This window comes from Nocardioides hungaricus (assembly GCF_054782915.1).
In genome coordinates this window covers 73,483-88,739 of record NZ_BAAGRO010000032.1, presented here as the reverse complement: position 1 = coordinate 88,739, position 15,257 = coordinate 73,483, and the positions used below count along the sequence as shown (strand labels likewise).

The following is a 15,257-nucleotide window of genomic DNA, read 5'->3' as shown; positions in this document are numbered from 1 at the left end:
GCGTCAACAGGTCGCCCGGGGCAGTCGGTCCGGATGACGTCCCGCGACCTCAGCCACGCGCGGGCCCACGGCACGGTCAGTCCCGCTCGTACCTCGGGTCCACCTGCTCGGCGTCGATGCCGAGGAGCTCGGCGACCTGCTCGACCACGATGGTGAGGACGAGCGCCTCGAGGTCCTCGCGGGTGTCGCAGCGGTGCTCGATCGGGCGGCGGAAGAGGACGAGCCGGGTGGGGTCGGTGCCGGTGCCGCGGACGAGCGAGGAGAGGGGCACCGTGCCGGAGGTCCAGTCGTCGGGGATCCGGGGGGTGTCCTCGACGGCGTACTCGACCAGGCCGAGGCGGTCCTGCCAGCGCGCGTCGATGTCGGTGACGATGTCGAGGGCGAGGTCGTCGAAGCGCTCGCGGCGGGTGCGGGTCTCGGGCCGTCCGGGCCTCCGGGGAAGTACGGCGGGGCCGCGCATCCCGCGCCCGCGACGGTCCCGGCTGCGAGGCATGCGATCCACGCCGCGAGCCTAATCGGCCCGGGGCCGGGCGGCGGGTACCGTCTGCCGCGTGAGTCCTGCCCGCCGTTGTTCGCGCGCCGCCTGCGGCCGGCCCGCGGTCTGCACGCTGACCTACGTCTACGCGGACCAGACGGCGGTCCTCGGCCCGCTCGCGACCTACGCCGAGCCGCACGCCTACGACCTCTGCGAGCAGCACAGCGAGCGGTTGAGCGCCCCGCGCGGGTGGGAGGTGCTGCGGCTCGCCACGGACATCGGCGCCCAGGGCCCGTCGAGCGACGACCTGCTCGCGCTCGCCGACGCGGTCCGCGAGGCCGCCCGGCCCGCGCCGGTCGCGCAGGTCCCGCGTGTGGAGGAGACCGGCCGCGAGGCCGCGCGCCGGGGTCACCTGCGCGTCCTCTCCTCCGACTGACGCCGCTAGAGTCGCGGCCATGGCTGACACCCTCGACCCGGCGAACGTGCACGCGGTCTTCAAGGCGTACGACATCCGCGGGACCGTGCCCGACCAGGTCGACGAGGCGCTGGCCCGCGCCACCGGTGCGGCGTTCGTCCGGGTCACCGGCGCCACCACGGTCGTCGTCGGCCACGACATGCGGCCCAGCTCGCCGGGCATGGCGGGCGCGTTCGCCGAGGGCGCGAGCGCGGCCGGCGCCGAGGTCGTGATGATCGGGCTCGCCTCGACCGACCAGCTCTACTTCGCCTCCGGCCACCTCGGCCACCCGGGCGCGATGTTCACCGCGAGCCACAACCCGGCGCAGTACAACGGCATCAAGATGTGCCGCGGCCACGCGCAGCCGATCGGCATGGAGACCGGCCTCGCCGACATCCGCGACCTGGTGCTCGACGGAGCGCTGGAGCCGCCGCGGCCCGCCGGCGTCCCCGGCGACATCGCCGAGCACGACGTGCTCGAGGCGTACGCCGCCCACCTGCTCAGCCTCGCCCCGGTGGCCGGCCGCCGGCTCAAGGTCGTGGTCGACGCCGGCAACGGCATGGCCGGCCACACCGCTCCGGCGGTGTTCGACCGGCTCGGCGACCGGGTCGAGCTGGTGCCGATGTACTTCGAGCTCGACGGCGCCTTCCCGAACCACGAGGCGAACCCGATCGAGCCGGAGAACCTCCGCGACCTCCAGGCCCGGGTGCTCGCCGAGGGCGCGGACATCGGCCTCGCCTTCGACGGCGACGCCGACCGCTGCTTCCTCGTGGACGAGAGGGGCCGGCCGGTCTCCCCGTCGACGCTGACAGCGCTGATCGCCGCCCGCGAGCTCGCCAAGGAGCCGGGGGCGACCGTCATCCACAACCTGATCACGAGCCGCGCGGTGCCCGAGATCGTCAGCGAGCTCGGCGGCACGCCGGTCCGGACCCGCGTCGGCCACTCCTTCATCAAGGCGACGATGGCCGAGACCGGCGCGATCTTCGGCGGCGAGCACAGCGGGCACTTCTACTTCCGCGACTTCTGGCGCGCCGACTCCGGCATGCTCGCCGCGCTGCACGCCCTCGCCGCGCTCGCCGAGACCGAGCGGCCGCTCTCGGACCTGCTCGCCGAGTTCGAGCGCTACGTGCTCTCCGGGGAGATCAACAGCGAGGTCGCCGACCAGGCCGCGGTGATGGACGAGCTCGAGACGGCGTACGCCTCCCGCGACGGCGTCGCCACCGACCGCCTCGACGGCCTGACCGTCAGCCACGCCGACTGGACCTTCAACGTCCGCCCGTCCAATACCGAGCCGCTGCTCCGCCTCAACGCCGAGGGCCGCGACGAGGCCACCATGGCGAGCGTCCGCGACGCGGTGCTCGCCCAGATCAGGAGGTGACCGATGCCCGACATCGACCCCGCGCTGCTCGAGATCATCGTCTGCCCGGCCTGCCGCGCCGACCTCGCCCTCGCCGGCGAGGAGCTGGTCTGCGGCGGCTGCGGGCTGGCCTACCCGATCCGCGACGACATCCCCGTGCTGCTGGTCGACGAGGCCCGCACGCCGGACTGAGGCCGCGACCGCCATGGCCACCTGGTTCGACGAGTCCCGGCTCGACGACGCCTCCGCCCTCGAGGCGGGCGACGGACGGCTCCGCGCGCTGGCCGGGTCCGGCTCCCGGGTCCGCCGGGCCGCGAGCGACGCCGCGGAGCCGCTGGCGGAGGCGGTACGCCGGGCGGAGGGTCTCGCCCGGCCCCGCGCGGTCGTCGCCGCCGGACCGGACTCCCGGCTGCTGCGGGCGGTCCTCGAGCCGTGGTGCCCGGTGCCGTTCGTGGCCTGGCCCGGCCCGGCGCTGCCCGGTTGGGCCGGCAGCCTCGACCTGGTCGTGGTGCTCGCGCCCGACGGCGCCGACACCGGCACCGCGTCGGCCGTCGCCGAGGCGGTCCGCCGCGGCTGCCAGGTCGTCGTCGCGTGCCCGCCCGGCTCGCTGGTCGCCGAGCACGCCGCCGGCCGGTGGAGCACGATCCTCCCCTCCTCGACCCGCGACCAGCTCGCGGCCGCCGTCGTCGTGCTCGACTTCCTGCACCGGGTCTCGCTCGGCCCCGAGGCGGACGCCGAGCAGGTCGCCGAGGCGCTCGACCAGGTCGCGATCGGCTGCTCGCCGCACCGCGACCTCGCCGTCAACCCCGCCAAGATGACCGCGATCGCGCTCGCCGACACCAGCCCGCTCGTGTGGGGCGGCTCGGTGCTCGCCGCCCGCGCCGCCCGCCGGGTCGCGGAGTCGATCCGCCGCGCCACCGGCCGCACCGCGCTCGCCGGCGACGCCGAGCACCTGCTGCCGGTCCTGGAGGCGGCCCGGCAGCGCGACGTCTTCGACGACCCGTTCGCCGACGACATCGGCGAGCGCCGCCCGATGCTGCTCGTGCTCGACGACGGCACCGAGGAGCCGGTGGTCCGCGAGCAGCGCGGCCGGCTCGAGACGGCGGCCGCGGCCCGCGGCGTACGCGTGGAGACGGTGACCACGGAGGTGGCCTCGGAGGTCGCGCGGTACGCCTCGCTGCTGCTGAGCGGCACCTACGCCGCGGAGTACCTCCGCATCGGGCTGGTCGAGGACTGATCCCACCACCCGCCGGGTAGGACGGAAGGATGCCCGCCACCCGCGACCCATGGTTCGACAACGCCAAGATGGCGCTGGTCACCCTCGTCGTCGTCGGACACGCCTGGGTGCTGCTGCCCGACAACGAGGTGACCAACCACTTCTACGACTTCCTCTACGCCTGGCACGTCCCGGCGTTCGTGCTCGTCACCGGCTACCTGTCCCGGAGCTTCACGTGGACCCGGGTGCGGCTGTGGCAGCTGTTCCGCACGGTCGTGGTGCCCTACCTGCTCTTCGAGAGCGCAATTGCGCTGTTTCGGATCCTCGTCGGGGGCGAGCGGCTCGACGACCTGTTCCGCGACCCGCACTGGCCGATGTGGTTCCTCGCGGCGCTGTTCTTCTGGCGGCTGCTGACCCCGATCCTCCGCCCGATGCCGGCCGGCCTCGTGGTCGCCGTCGTCGTCAGCCTGGTCGCGGGGATGTACGCCGGCGACACCCTCGACCTGGCCCGCGTGCTCGGCCTGCTGCCGTTCTTCGTGATGGGGCTCAAGGCCACGCCCGAGCGGCTGGAGCTGCTGCGCCGGCCGGCCGTCCGGGCCGGCGCGGTCGGGGTGTTCGTCGCGATCTGGATCGCCACCACCTGGACCGACAGCTGGGCCAGCACCGAGTGGCTCTACTACCGCTCGCGCTACGACGAGATGGGCTACGCCGACGACCTCCACGCGCTGCTCGTCCGGGCGCTCGTGCTCGCGATCGGCACCCTCGGCGCGCTGGCGTTCCTCGCGCTGGTGCCCCGCGTCAACGGCTGGTTCACCACGATGGGCACGTTCAGCCTGGTCGTCTACCTGTTCCACGGCTTCGTCGTGAAGGGCGCCGACTACGCCGGCTACGACACCTGGGCCGACGCGAACCCACTGGCGATCACGTTCGGCGTGACCACGCTGGCCGCCGTACTGCTCGCGCTGCTGCTCGCCTGGCGTCCGGTGGCCGCGCGCCTCCAGGAGCTCGTGGACCCGCTCGGGTACGCCGAGCGGCACGTCAAGCACGCGGTCGACCTGACCATCGCCAAGGACCAGGTGCAGCCGGAGGTGCAGGCCGAGCTGGAATCGGCCACCAAGTCGACTCCGGAGAGCGCGGGCCGGCACCGATAGGCTCGGCCGCATGGCTGGTGGGCTCTTCGCGCTGCTCGACGACGTGGCCGCGCTGGCCCGGCTGGCGGCGGCGTCCATCGACGACGTCGGGGCGGCCGCTGGCCGCGCCACCACGAAGGCCGCGGGCGTGGTCGTCGACGACACCGCGGTGACCCCGCAGTACGTCCACGGCGTCACCGCCGACCGCGAGCTCCCGATGATCAAGAGGATCACCCTCGGGTCGCTGCGCAACAAGCTGGTCGTCATCTTGCCGGTGGCGCTGCTACTCAGCCAGTTCCTGCCCTGGCTGCTGACGCCGATCCTCATGGTCGGCGGCTCCTACCTCTGCTTCGAGGGCGCCGAGAAGGTCTGGCACCGCCTCCGCGGCCGGGACGATCACGAGAGGCCGGTCGCCGAGAGCGGCCCCGAGGCCGAGAAGGCGATGGTCGCCGGCGCGATCCGCACCGACCTGATCCTCTCGGCCGAGATCATGGTGATCGCGCTCAACGAGGTCGCCGGCGAGCCGTTCCTGAGCCGGCTGGCGATCCTCGTCGTGGTCGCGATCGGCATCACGATCGCGGTGTACGGCGTGGTGGCGATCATCGTGAAGCTCGACGACGTCGGCCTCGCGCTCGCCGAGCGGTCCGGCGCGCTCACCCGGCGGATCGGCCGGGGGCTGCTGGTCGGCACCCCGAGGCTGCTCGCCACGATCTCGGTCGTCGGCGTCGTCGCGATGCTCTGGGTCGGCGGCTACATCGTCCTGCACGGCCTCGACGTGCTCGGCCTGACCGCGCCGTACGGCCTGGTCCACGACCTCGCGGTCGCCGCCGGCGAGGGCGTCGCCGGCTGGCTGGTCACCACGGCGGCGTCCGCGGTCTTCGGGCTGCTGCTGGGCGCGGTGATCATCCTGGCGCTGAAGGCCCTGCCGTTCGGCAGGAGGTCCGAGGATTCTTCGGAAGCCGAGGCCGCGTCCTAGTCTCGGACTCCCGGGCATCGCCCACGCCTCAGGACCAGGAGCAGACATGGACTTCAAGGTCGCCGACCTCAGCCTGGCCGACTTCGGCCGCACCGAGATCCAGCTCGCCGAGCACGAGATGCCCGGCCTGATGGCGATGCGCGAGAGGTACGCCGCCCAGCAGCCGCTCCGGGGCGCGCGGATCGCCGGGTCGCTGCACATGACGATCCAGACCGCCGTCCTCATCGAGACCCTGGTCGCGCTCGGCGCGGAGGTGCGCTGGGCCTCCTGCAACATCTTCTCCACCCAGGACCACGCCGCCGCCGCGGTCGCGGTCGGCCCGCACGGCACCGTCGACGACCCGCAGGGCGTCCCGGTCTTCGCCTGGAAGGGCGAGACCCTGGAGGAGTACTGGTGGTGCACCCGCCAGATCCTCGACTGGCCCGCCGAGGACGGGCAGCGCCAGCCGAACATGATCCTCGACGACGGCGGCGACGCCACCCTGCTGGTCCACCTCGGCGTCCAGGCCGAGAAGGCCGGCCGGGCGCCCGACCCGGCGACCGCGACGAGCCACGAGCAGCGGGTCGTCTTCGAGGCGCTCGGCGAGCAGCTCGCGGCCGACGCGTCGTACTGGACCCCGAAGGCGAACGCCATCATGGGCGTCACCGAGGAGACCACCACCGGCGTGCACCGCCTCTACGACATGATGCGCGAGGGCTCGCTGCTCTTCCCGGCCATCAACGTCAACGACTCGGTCACCAAGTCCAAGTTCGACAACAAGTACGGCTGCCGCCACTCGCTGATCGACGGCATCAACCGCGCCACCGACGTCCTCATCGGCGGCAAGGTCGCGGTCGTGTGCGGCTACGGCGACGTCGGCAAGGGCTGCGCGGAGTCGCTGCGCGGCCAGGGCGCCCGCGTCGTCGTCACCGAGATCGACCCGATCTGCGCGCTGCAGGCGGCGATGGACGGCTACCAGGTCACCACGCTCGAGGACGCCCTCCCGATCGCGGACATCGTCATCACCGCGACCGGCAACAAGGACGTCGTCACCGTCGACCAGATGTCGCGGATGAAGCACCAGGCGATCGTCGGCAACATCGGCCACTTCGACAACGAGATCGACATGGCCGGCCTCGAGTCGTTCCCGGGCGTCGAGCGGAAGAACGTGAAGCCGCAGGTCGACGTGTGGACGTTCCCTCCCCAGGACTCTGGGGAGCGCAGGTCGATCATCGTGCTCTCCGAGGGCCGCCTGATGAACCTCGGCAACGCGACCGGCCACCCGTCGTTCGTCATGTCGAACTCGTTCACCAACCAGGTCCTCGCGCAGATCGAGCTGTTCACCAAGCCCGAGGAGTACCCGGTCGGCGTCTACGTGCTGCCCAAGCGCCTCGACGAGGAGGTCGCCCGGCTGCACCTCGCCTCGCTCGGGGTGAGGCTCACGGAGCTCACCGACGACCAGGCGTCGTACCTCGGCGTCGACGTCGCCGGCCCGTACAAGCCGGACCAGTACCGCTACTGACCCGCCGCCAGCCCCCGAGGCTGGCACACTGGACGGCATGAGCGAGTCTGTGGGGGCGTCGTCCGCCGCGACCGGCGAGCCGGCCCCGAAGGGCCGGATCCTGGTTGTGGACGACGACGCCGCGCTGGCGGAGATGCTCACGATCGTGCTCCGCCAGGAGGGCTTCGAGAGCCGGATGGTGACGCACGGCGACCTCGCGATGGACGAGTTCCGCGACTACCGCCCCGACCTGGTCCTGCTCGACCTGATGCTGCCCGGCAAGGACGGCATCGACGTCTGCAAGGAGATCCGCGCCGAGTCCGGCGTCCCGATCGTCATGCTCACCGCGAAGGGCGACACCATCGACGTCGTCGTCGGGCTGGAGTCCGGCGCCGACGACTACGTCGTCAAGCCGTTCAAGCCCAAGGAGCTGATCGCCCGGATCCGCGCGCGGATCCGCCGGCTCGACGTGCCGAGCCCGGAGACGCTGGCGGTCGGCGACCTCAGCATCGACGTCGCGGGCCATCAGGTGACCCGCGACGGCGCCCGGATCAGCCTGACGCCGCTGGAGTTCGACCTCCTGGTCTGCCTGGCCCGCAAGCCGTGGCAGGTCTTCACCCGCGAGGTGCTGCTCGAGCAGGTGTGGGGCTACCGGCACGCCGCGGACACGCGGCTGGTGAACGTGCACGTACAGCGGCTCCGCTCCAAGGTCGAGCACGACCCGGAGAGCCCGGAGATCGTGGTGACCGTGCGCGGCGTGGGATACAAGGCCGGGACCTCCTAGTGTCCCGCGCCGGAAGTCCAGTGCGTAGGTCCGCGCTCCAGGTGCGTGCATCGCAAGGCGCCGGAGCGACGCTCTACTTGCTTGCCCAGTTGCTTGTCCAGTTGCTTGTCCAGCGAGCGACGGCAACGCCGCGAGGTGCGTGCACGGGGTGTGGAGTTGTGCGCCGAGCTTTCGGTGTGGGGCATTAGGGCACCATGCTGCATCTGCGCACCACGGGCGTCCTCCGGGGGAGCTCCCGGTGGCTCCCGGAGTCGATCCGGCGCGGGCTGACCTTCTGGCGCCGCTCGATCCAGGCGCGCGTCGTCGCGAGCACGGTGCTGCTCTCCGCAGCCGTGATCAGCGGCGTCGGCTGGTTCCTGCTCCAGCAGACCCGAGACGGCCTGCTCGACCACCGCGTCGACGCGGTCGTCGCGGAGGCGAACGACGCAACCCTCGGCGTCCGCGACCTGCTCGCCGCGTCCCGGTCATCGGGCAGCGACGCCGTCCAGCAGCGGCAGAGCCTGGCCGGCATCGTGATCCGGCGCGGCGAGACCCGGGGCTTCTCGGTCGTGCTCGTCGGCCCGGCCGAGCGCGGCGCCCGGATCGCGGATGGCGGCGTGGCCTTCACCTCCGGCCTGGACACCGCCAGCGTCCCGGAGTCGCTGGAGAGGCACTTCGACGACCAGTCGACGTCGGCGTGGACCTACACGACGATGCGGACCACCGCGGACGGCGCCACGACCGAGCAGCCGGCGATCGCGGTGGGCGCCCAGGTGCTGCTGCCGGCCGACGGCGAGACCTACACGCTCTACTACCTCTTCCCCCTCGACGAGCAGCAGGAGACGCTGGCGCTGGTCACCCGGGCGCTGCTCACCGCGGCCGCGCTGCTGCTCGTGCTGGTCGCCGCGATGACCTGGCTGGTCACCCGGCAGGTCGTCACCCCGATCCGGCTCGCCCGGAAGGTCGCCGAGCGGCTCGCGGCCGGCCAGCTCCAGGAGCGGCTCAAGGTGTCCGGCGAGGACGACCTCGCCCGCCTGGCGACGTCGTTCAACCAGATGGCCAGCAACCTCCAGCGCCAGATCCGCCAGCTCGAGGAGCTCAGCCGGGTGCAGCGCCGCTTCGTCTCCGACGTGTCCCACGAGCTGCGCACGCCGCTCACCACGGTGCGGATGGCCGGCGACGTCCTCCACGACGCCCGCGACGGCTTCGACCCGGCGACCGCGCGCGCCGCCGAGCTGCTGCAGACCGAGCTGGACCGGTTCGAGACGCTGCTCGCCGACCTGCTCGAGATCAGCCGCTTCGACGCCGGCGCGGCCGTGCTCGACGCCGACGACGTCAACCTCGTCGACGTCGCGCACCGGATCGTCGACGCCACCCGGCCGCTCGCGCAGCAGCGCGGCGTCCGGGTCGCCGTCGACACGCCCGGCCACGCGTGCCTGGCCGAGGCCGACGTACGGCGGGTCGAGCGGATCGTCCGGAACCTGGTCACCAACGCCATCGACCACGCCGCGGTCGACCGGCCGGACGGCATCGTCGTGCACGTCGGCGGCGACGGCCACGCGGCGGCGATCGCCGTCCGCGACTACGGCGTCGGTCTCGCGCCGGGGGAGGCCTCGATGGTCTTCAACCGGTTCTGGCGCGCCGACCCGGCCCGCGCCCGAACCAGCGGCGGCACCGGCCTGGGCCTCTCCATCGCGCTGGAGGACACCCACCTGCACCGCGGCTGGCTGCAGGCTTGGGGCCGGCCGGGCGAGGGCGCGCAGTTCCGGCTCACCCTGCCCCGGCGCGCGGGCGGGGCGCTCCGGCACAGCCCGCTGCCGCTGGTGCCGGCCGACGTCGCGGAGCCGGTCCCGTGAGGCGCCTCCTGCTCCTCCTGGCGACGTGCCTGGTGGCGTCCCTGACGCTGGCCGGCTGCGCCGGCCTGCCCTCGGACGGGCCGGTCGTCGAGACCGAGACCGACCAGCTCACGCCGTCGGGCCAGGGCGCGCCGTTCATCGTCCCCCTGCCGCCGCGCGCGGGCGCCTCGCGCCCCGAGATCGTGCGCGGCTTCATCGACGCGATGCAGGCCTGGCCGTCGCAGACCGGGACCGCCGAGGACTACCTCTCCTCCGACGCCGCCGCGGCCTGGCGCCCGCAGGAGTCCACCATCACCTACGCCACGCCGCCGAGCCCCCGCGAGGTCGGCGAGGACCTGGTCATCACGCTGCCCGACGCCAACCGCCTCGACCGCCGCGGCGCCTGGCGGGGGCCGCTGCCCGCGCGCCAGCGGGAGGTGCGGTTCCCGATGGTCTCCGAGGACGGCGAGTGGCGCATCGCCGCCGCCCCGAACGCCCTGATGGTGCCGGAGAGCTGGTTCGCCGACCGCTACCGCCAGGTCTCGCTCTACTTCTTCGACCCGACCGCGTCGATCCTCACCCCCGAGCCGGTCTTCGTGCCCCGCGGCGACCAGCTCGCCACCACGCTGACCCAGTCGCTGCTCCTGGGCCCCGGACCCGGACTCGAGCAGGTCGAGCAGAGCTTCGTGCCGCCCGGCCTCGACGTCACGGTCGGCGTGACCGTCTCTACGGACGGGGTGGCCGACGTCCCGCTCACCGGCGACCCCGGCCAGCTCTCGCCGAGCACGATCGAGCTGATGATGGTTCAGCTCGCCTGGACGCTGCGCCAGGAGCAGCGGATCGAGTCGATCCAGCTCTCCATCGGCGGGCAGCCGGTGACGCTGCCGGGCGGCGTGGCGTCCTACCCCGTCGACAGCGGTGCCGAGTACGACCCGTCCGGCTTCCAGGCGACCCCGCTGCTGTTCGGCCTGAGTCGCGGCCCCCGGAGCCGCGTCGTCTCCGGGACCGCGCCGATGCTGACGCCGGTCGACGGCCCGATGGGCCGGCGCGGCTACGGCCTGCGCTCGGTCGGCGTCGACCTCGAGGGCACCTCGGTCGCGGGCGTGACCGCCGACGGCACGCAGGTGCTCGACGGCCCGATCGGCGAAGGGAGCGGCGAGGAGGGCGGCGTGCGGACGGTCGCCACCGGCACCGACCTCCTGCGGCCGGCGTGGGACTTCTTCGACCGGATGTGGCTCGTCGACCGGACCTCGGGCGGTGCCCGGGTGTCGTACGTCGACACCGGCCGGGGCGGGCGCAGCTTCGTGCGGATCCCCGGCATCACGGGGGAGCGGCGGGTCCGGACGTTCCTGGTCTCCCGCGACGGCACCCGCCTGGTCGCCGTGGTGCGGCGGCCGGGCGGCGACGTGCTCCTGATGAGCCGGATCGAGCATGCCCCGAACGGGCGGGTGACCGGTGCCACGCGGGCCGAGCGGATCGACGTCGGCGACGAGGCCGGGCTGCCGATCAGGGACATCGTCTGGCGCACCGTCTCCACGCTCGCCGTGCTCAACCCCCTGACCCACGGGGTCGCCGAGATCGCGCCGGCCTCGGTCGACGGGGCGCCGATGAACCCGGACGTCGCGGCCGCCGCCGTCGAGGGGAGGCTGCTCGGCCTGGCCGGGTCGCCGGTCGTCGGCGAGCCGATCTACGGGGTCACCCGCAAGGGCCTGATCGACGTGGGGGGAGGCGACCCGAAGCAGCTCCCGTTCGAGGAGCTGCCGGCCAAGGCGGTCGTCTACGTGGGCTGATCCACAGGCGCTCCCGGCCCGCTTGAGGCGGAGCCGCCGCGGTGCTGGCATCGGGGCGTGATCCGGGACCTGGTGGACGGGGCGCTCGACCTGCTGCTCGGCGGCTGCTGCCTGGCCTGCGGCCGTCCGGGACGCTCCCTGTGCGCGGACTGCGCCGACGCCCTGCCCGACACCGGCCGCCCCGCGTGGCCGACGCCGGTCCCGCCCGGGCTGGCCCCGCCCTGGGCCGCGGGGGAGTACGCCGACGCGCTCCGCGCGCTGGTCGTGGCGCACAAGGAGCACCGGGTGCTCTCGCTCGGCCGGCCGCTCGCCCGGCTGCTGGCGGCGGCGGTCGCCGCGGGCCTCGCGGCCGCCGAGGTCGACGGCCCGCTCGTGCTCGTCCCGGTGCCGTCGCGGCCCGCCACCGTGCGCGCCCGCGGCCACGACCCCACCGGCGCGCTGGTGGCCGGCGCCGCCCGGCTGACCGGCGCGACCGCCGTACCCCTGCTGCGGACGCGGCCGGGCCTGCGCGACCAGGCCGGGCTGAACGCGCAGGAGCGCGCGGCCAACCTGGCCGGCTCGCTGCACTGCCCGTCGGCCGCGCTCCGGCGGCTCGCCCGGGTCCGCCCGCGCGCCCGGCTGGTCGTGTGCGACGACGTGATCACGACCGGCGCCACGGCTCGTGAGGCGCAGCGCGCGCTGGAGTCCGTGGGCCTCGAGGTGGTCGCGATCGCCGCGGTCGCGGCCACCCCGCGCCGGACGGGACCCTCGGGACCTATGGCTCTTTCTTCGTCACCACCCCTGGACTAACGTCTCTGCATGGAGTCCGTCCGGGTCCGTGGTTGCGTCGTCGAGGCGCCCCGGCAAGCCCGGGCGTCACGTCGGCAAGCCGATGCCAGTCGCAGGCGAAACGGTCCACGTAACCACGCGCTGCCCTCGCGGCAGGGCGTGGGATCACGGTGCGGCTTAGTGGTAAGTCCTGCCTCGTCGCCGGCGTCAGATGCGCCGGCCGGCGGGAGAAGGCCAGTAGTGGCGGAGAAGCCGCGGAAGCCTCAGCAGGCGGTTGTGGGGTCGAAGACCAGGTCGGCCGGACGGACTCCTCCTCCTGCCCGGAGAGCGGGCAGCACGCAACCAACTGGATAACGGGAGGTTCACATGGAAGTTGTGGTCACGGGTCGTCACTGCGAGCTGTCGGACAGGTACCGCAGTCACGTCGAGGACAAGCTGTCGAGGCTCGAGAAGCACGACCATCGCATCATCCGCGTGAACGTGGAGGTGGAGTGCGAGAGGAACCCGCGACAGGCCGATCGCGCCGTACGCCTCGAGCTCACGGCGCTGTCCAAGGGCCCCGTGATCCGGGCCGAGGCGCAGGCCGCCGACAAGATGGCCGCCCTCGACCTTGCGGTGGACAAGATGGCCGCGCAGATGCGTCGGGCCGCCGACCGCCGCCGCGTGCACCGCGGCGCGAAGGCCCCGGTGTCCGTGGGCCAGGCGCTGGCCGGCACCGCCGAGGGGGTCGCCGCCGACGCCGAGCCGCACGTGACCACGCACGACCGGCAGGTCGGACCGATCGACGTGGCCGGGGACGGCCCGCTCGTGGTGCGCGAGAAGTCGCACCCCGCGGCGCCGATGACCCTGGACCAGGCGCTGTACGAGATGGAGCTCGTCGGCCACGACTTCTACCTGTTCGTGGACAAGGAGAGCGAGCGCCCGTCGGTCGTCTACCGCCGTCGCGGGTACGACTACGGCGTGATCTCGCTGGACGTCGGCGCGGAGGTCTGAGACCGGTCGCGGGGGCCGATCGTGCCATGATCCTCTCGTGGCCGACCAACCGACCGACGCCGAGCGCGAGCCGATCCGGGTGCTCGTGGTCGACGACCAGGAGCTGTTCCGGCGCGGCCTGACCATGCTGCTGGCCGCCGAGACCGGCGTCGAGGTGGTCGGCGAGGCCGGCGACGGCGTCGAGGGCACCTCGCTCGCGGCGAGCGCCGCGCCCGACGTCGTCCTGCTCGACATCCGGATGCCGAGGCGCTCGGGGATCGAGGCGTGCCTCGCGATCAAGGACGCGGTCCCGACCACCAAGATCATCATGCTGACGGTCTCCGACGAGGAGGCCGACCTCTACGAGGCGGTCAAGAGCGGCGCCTCCGGCTATCTGCTCAAGGACTCCTCGATCGAGGAGGTCGCCCAGGCCGTCCGCGTGGTCGCGGACGGCCAGTCGCTGATCAGCCCGTCGATGGCGGTGAAGCTGATCGACGAGTTCAAGCAGATGTCGCGCCCCGAGCGCGACCACGTCCCCGGCCTGCGGCTCACCGACCGCGAGCTCGAGGTGCTGCGCCTGGTCGCCAAGGGCATGAACAACCGCGAGATCGCCAAGCAGCTCTACATCTCCGAGAACACGGTCAAGAACCACGTCCGCAACATCCTCGAGAAGCTCCAGCTCCACTCGCGCATGGAGGCCGTGATGTACGCCGTCAAGGAGAAGCTGCTGGAGCTGCCGTAGGTTTCGGCTGCTGGCAGCCGAAACCCCGCCGGCGCTACGAACAGCAGCGAAGGTTGAGGAGCGTCGAAGCGTCTCGAAACCCGGTGAGACGAAAGTCGGCCCGGAACCCGGTCGGTCGCCTGGTGACCTCTTGGCGCTTCCTATAACAGAGACATATATTCCAGTTATGCGCAGTGATGGTCCGGCGTTGCTCCCGGTGTTCCGATCGCAGCATCAGGCGGAGCTGCTGATGTGGCTCTACCTGCATCCCGACGCCGAGTACGGCGTGAGCGATCTCGCCGAGCGACTCGGTGTGCCGCTGTCGACCCTGCATCGAGAGGTGGTTCGCCTCGACCGTGCCGGTCTCGTCGCCAGCCGCACGCTCGGACGCAACCGCCTCATCCAGGCCAACGCCGCCCATCCTGCCGCGCAGGCACTCACCCAGCTGCTGGAGGTGACCTTCGGGCCACGCGCGGTGGTCGCCGAGGAGTTCGCGATCCCCGGTGCGAAGCAGGTGGTGGTCTTCGGCTCGTGGGCGGCCCGCTACGCCGGAGAGGCCGGCCCGCCACCGCGCGACGTCGACGTGCTGGTTGTGGGCAAGGTCGACCGCGCCGACGTCTATGAGGCCGCCGACCGGGCACATGCCCGGCTCGGCATCGAGGTCAACCCCGTCGTGCGTTCCGCCAAGCGATGGGACGACCCCGACGATGCGCTCGTGAAGCAGATCAAGGCGTCGCCGTACGTCGTCGTCGGTGACTCCCGCGAGATCGTGGGTGCGTGATGGTGCGCTGGACTCGTGGCGAAGCCGATGTCGAGGCGCTCATCGCGGCCGGCGACCTCCAGAAGCTGACCGGCGAGGCGGCCAACGGCGAGCGCCTCCTGAAGAAGGCGACGACCACCTTGACGACCGCACGATCAGCGATCGAGAGCGACCCCGACTCCGCCTTCGTGCTCGCCTACGACGCGGCCCGTCAGGCTCTCACCGCAGGGCCTGCGGCCGACGACCAAGGGTGGCCACTACGCCGTCGAGCAGGCCGCCCGAGCGCAGTTCGGTCCGGGGTTCCGACAGTTCGGCGCGCTGCGCCGACGCCGCAACGAGCTGGAGTACCCCGAGCGACCTGGTGACGACGCCGACACCGACGAAGCCACCGAGGCTGTCGGCAACGCCCAGACGATCATCACCGCCGCCCAGGGCTTGCTCGATCGACTCGGCCTGTTCTGAACGCCGCGGCGCATCGCCCGTCCCGCCACGAGACTCGACCGCTCTCCGTGTCGAGTCAGCACCCGGTCGCCGTCGCAGCACGGTCGGCTGTCGGCCCG

16 protein-coding genes are annotated in these 15,257 nt (G+C 72.9%); 14 read left to right on the top strand and 2 right to left on the bottom strand.

What is annotated here, in order from left to right; translation table 11 throughout:
* Positions 1-76: 76 nt before the first annotated feature.
* Entirely contained in the window at positions 77-493 is a 417-nt protein-coding gene (locus tag ACYVKX_RS13125; protein WP_460833145.1) for a metallopeptidase family protein, read from the bottom strand.
* A 58-nt stretch (positions 494-551) separates the two neighbouring features.
* Here ACYVKX_RS13125 and ACYVKX_RS13120 point away from each other — a divergent pair, with 58 nt between their 5' ends.
* From ACYVKX_RS13120 to ACYVKX_RS13055, 14 genes are all read left to right on the top strand, one after another.
* Entirely contained in the window at positions 552-911 is a 360-nt protein-coding gene (locus ACYVKX_RS13120; protein ID WP_460832984.1) for a DUF3499 domain-containing protein, read from the top strand.
* 19 nt (positions 912-930) lie between these two features.
* Positions 931-2,307 (top strand): phosphomannomutase/phosphoglucomutase, encoded by a 1,377-nt coding sequence (locus tag ACYVKX_RS13115; RefSeq protein WP_460832981.1) that lies wholly within the window; start codon positions 931-933, stop codon positions 2,305-2,307.
* A gap of 3 nt (positions 2,308-2,310) precedes the next feature.
* Complete coding sequence (locus ACYVKX_RS13110) at positions 2,311-2,478, top strand: Trm112 family protein (RefSeq protein ID WP_460832979.1); 168 nt, start codon at positions 2,311-2,313, stop codon at positions 2,476-2,478.
* 13 nt (positions 2,479-2,491) lie between these two features.
* Complete coding sequence (locus tag ACYVKX_RS13105; RefSeq protein ID WP_460832976.1) at positions 2,492-3,523, top strand: SIS domain-containing protein; 1,032 nt, start codon at positions 2,492-2,494, stop codon at positions 3,521-3,523.
* Positions 3,524-3,552: 29 nt separating this feature from the next.
* On the top strand, positions 3,553-4,653 hold the full coding sequence (locus tag ACYVKX_RS13100; RefSeq protein WP_460832974.1) for an acyltransferase family protein: 1,101 nt from the start codon (positions 3,553-3,555) through the stop codon (positions 4,651-4,653).
* Between the two features lie 10 nt (positions 4,654-4,663).
* Positions 4,664-5,608 carry a DUF808 domain-containing protein gene (locus tag ACYVKX_RS13095; protein ID WP_460832971.1) on the top strand — a complete coding sequence of 315 codons (945 nt, stop codon included), beginning with the start codon at positions 4,664-4,666 and terminating at the stop codon, positions 5,606-5,608.
* Between the two features lie 46 nt (positions 5,609-5,654).
* Positions 5,655-7,109 (top strand): adenosylhomocysteinase, encoded by a 1,455-nt coding sequence (ahcY, locus tag ACYVKX_RS13090; protein WP_460832968.1) that lies wholly within the window; start codon positions 5,655-5,657, stop codon positions 7,107-7,109.
* Positions 7,110-7,146: 37 nt separating this feature from the next.
* The gene (mtrA, locus tag ACYVKX_RS13085) at positions 7,147-7,872 is read left to right on the top strand and encodes an MtrAB system response regulator MtrA (protein WP_460832965.1); all 726 of its coding nucleotides are present in this window, start codon (positions 7,147-7,149) and stop codon (positions 7,870-7,872) included.
* Between the two features lie 194 nt (positions 7,873-8,066).
* Entirely contained in the window at positions 8,067-9,707 is a 1,641-nt protein-coding gene (gene mtrB / locus ACYVKX_RS13080; protein WP_460832963.1) for an MtrAB system histidine kinase MtrB, read from the top strand.
* Positions 9,704-11,476, top strand: coding sequence for an LpqB family beta-propeller domain-containing protein (locus ACYVKX_RS13075; protein WP_460832961.1), 1,773 nt, complete (start codon positions 9,704-9,706; stop codon positions 11,474-11,476). Before mtrB ends, ACYVKX_RS13075 begins: the two co-directional genes overlap by 4 nt.
* Positions 11,477-11,533: 57 nt before the next feature.
* Positions 11,534-12,265, top strand: a complete 732-nt coding sequence (locus ACYVKX_RS13070) for a ComF family protein (RefSeq protein WP_460832959.1) — start codon at positions 11,534-11,536, stop codon at positions 12,263-12,265.
* Between the two features lie 345 nt (positions 12,266-12,610).
* Entirely contained in the window at positions 12,611-13,237 is a 627-nt protein-coding gene (gene hpf / locus ACYVKX_RS13065) for a ribosome hibernation-promoting factor, HPF/YfiA family (protein ID WP_460832957.1), read from the top strand.
* 37 nt (positions 13,238-13,274) lie between these two features.
* Positions 13,275-13,958, top strand: a complete 684-nt coding sequence (locus tag ACYVKX_RS13060) for a response regulator (protein WP_460832955.1) — start codon at positions 13,275-13,277, stop codon at positions 13,956-13,958.
* 166 nt (positions 13,959-14,124) lie between these two features.
* Positions 14,125-14,718, top strand: coding sequence for a helix-turn-helix domain-containing protein (locus ACYVKX_RS13055; protein ID WP_460832953.1), 594 nt, complete (start codon positions 14,125-14,127; stop codon positions 14,716-14,718).
* 198 nt (positions 14,719-14,916) lie between these two features.
* Here ACYVKX_RS13055 and ACYVKX_RS13050 read toward each other — a convergent pair whose 3' ends face one another.
* Positions 14,917-15,240 carry a hypothetical protein gene (locus ACYVKX_RS13050; RefSeq protein ID WP_460832950.1) on the bottom strand — a complete coding sequence of 108 codons (324 nt, stop codon included), beginning with the start codon at positions 15,238-15,240 and terminating at the stop codon, positions 14,917-14,919.
* Positions 15,241-15,257: the final 17 nt, after the last annotated feature.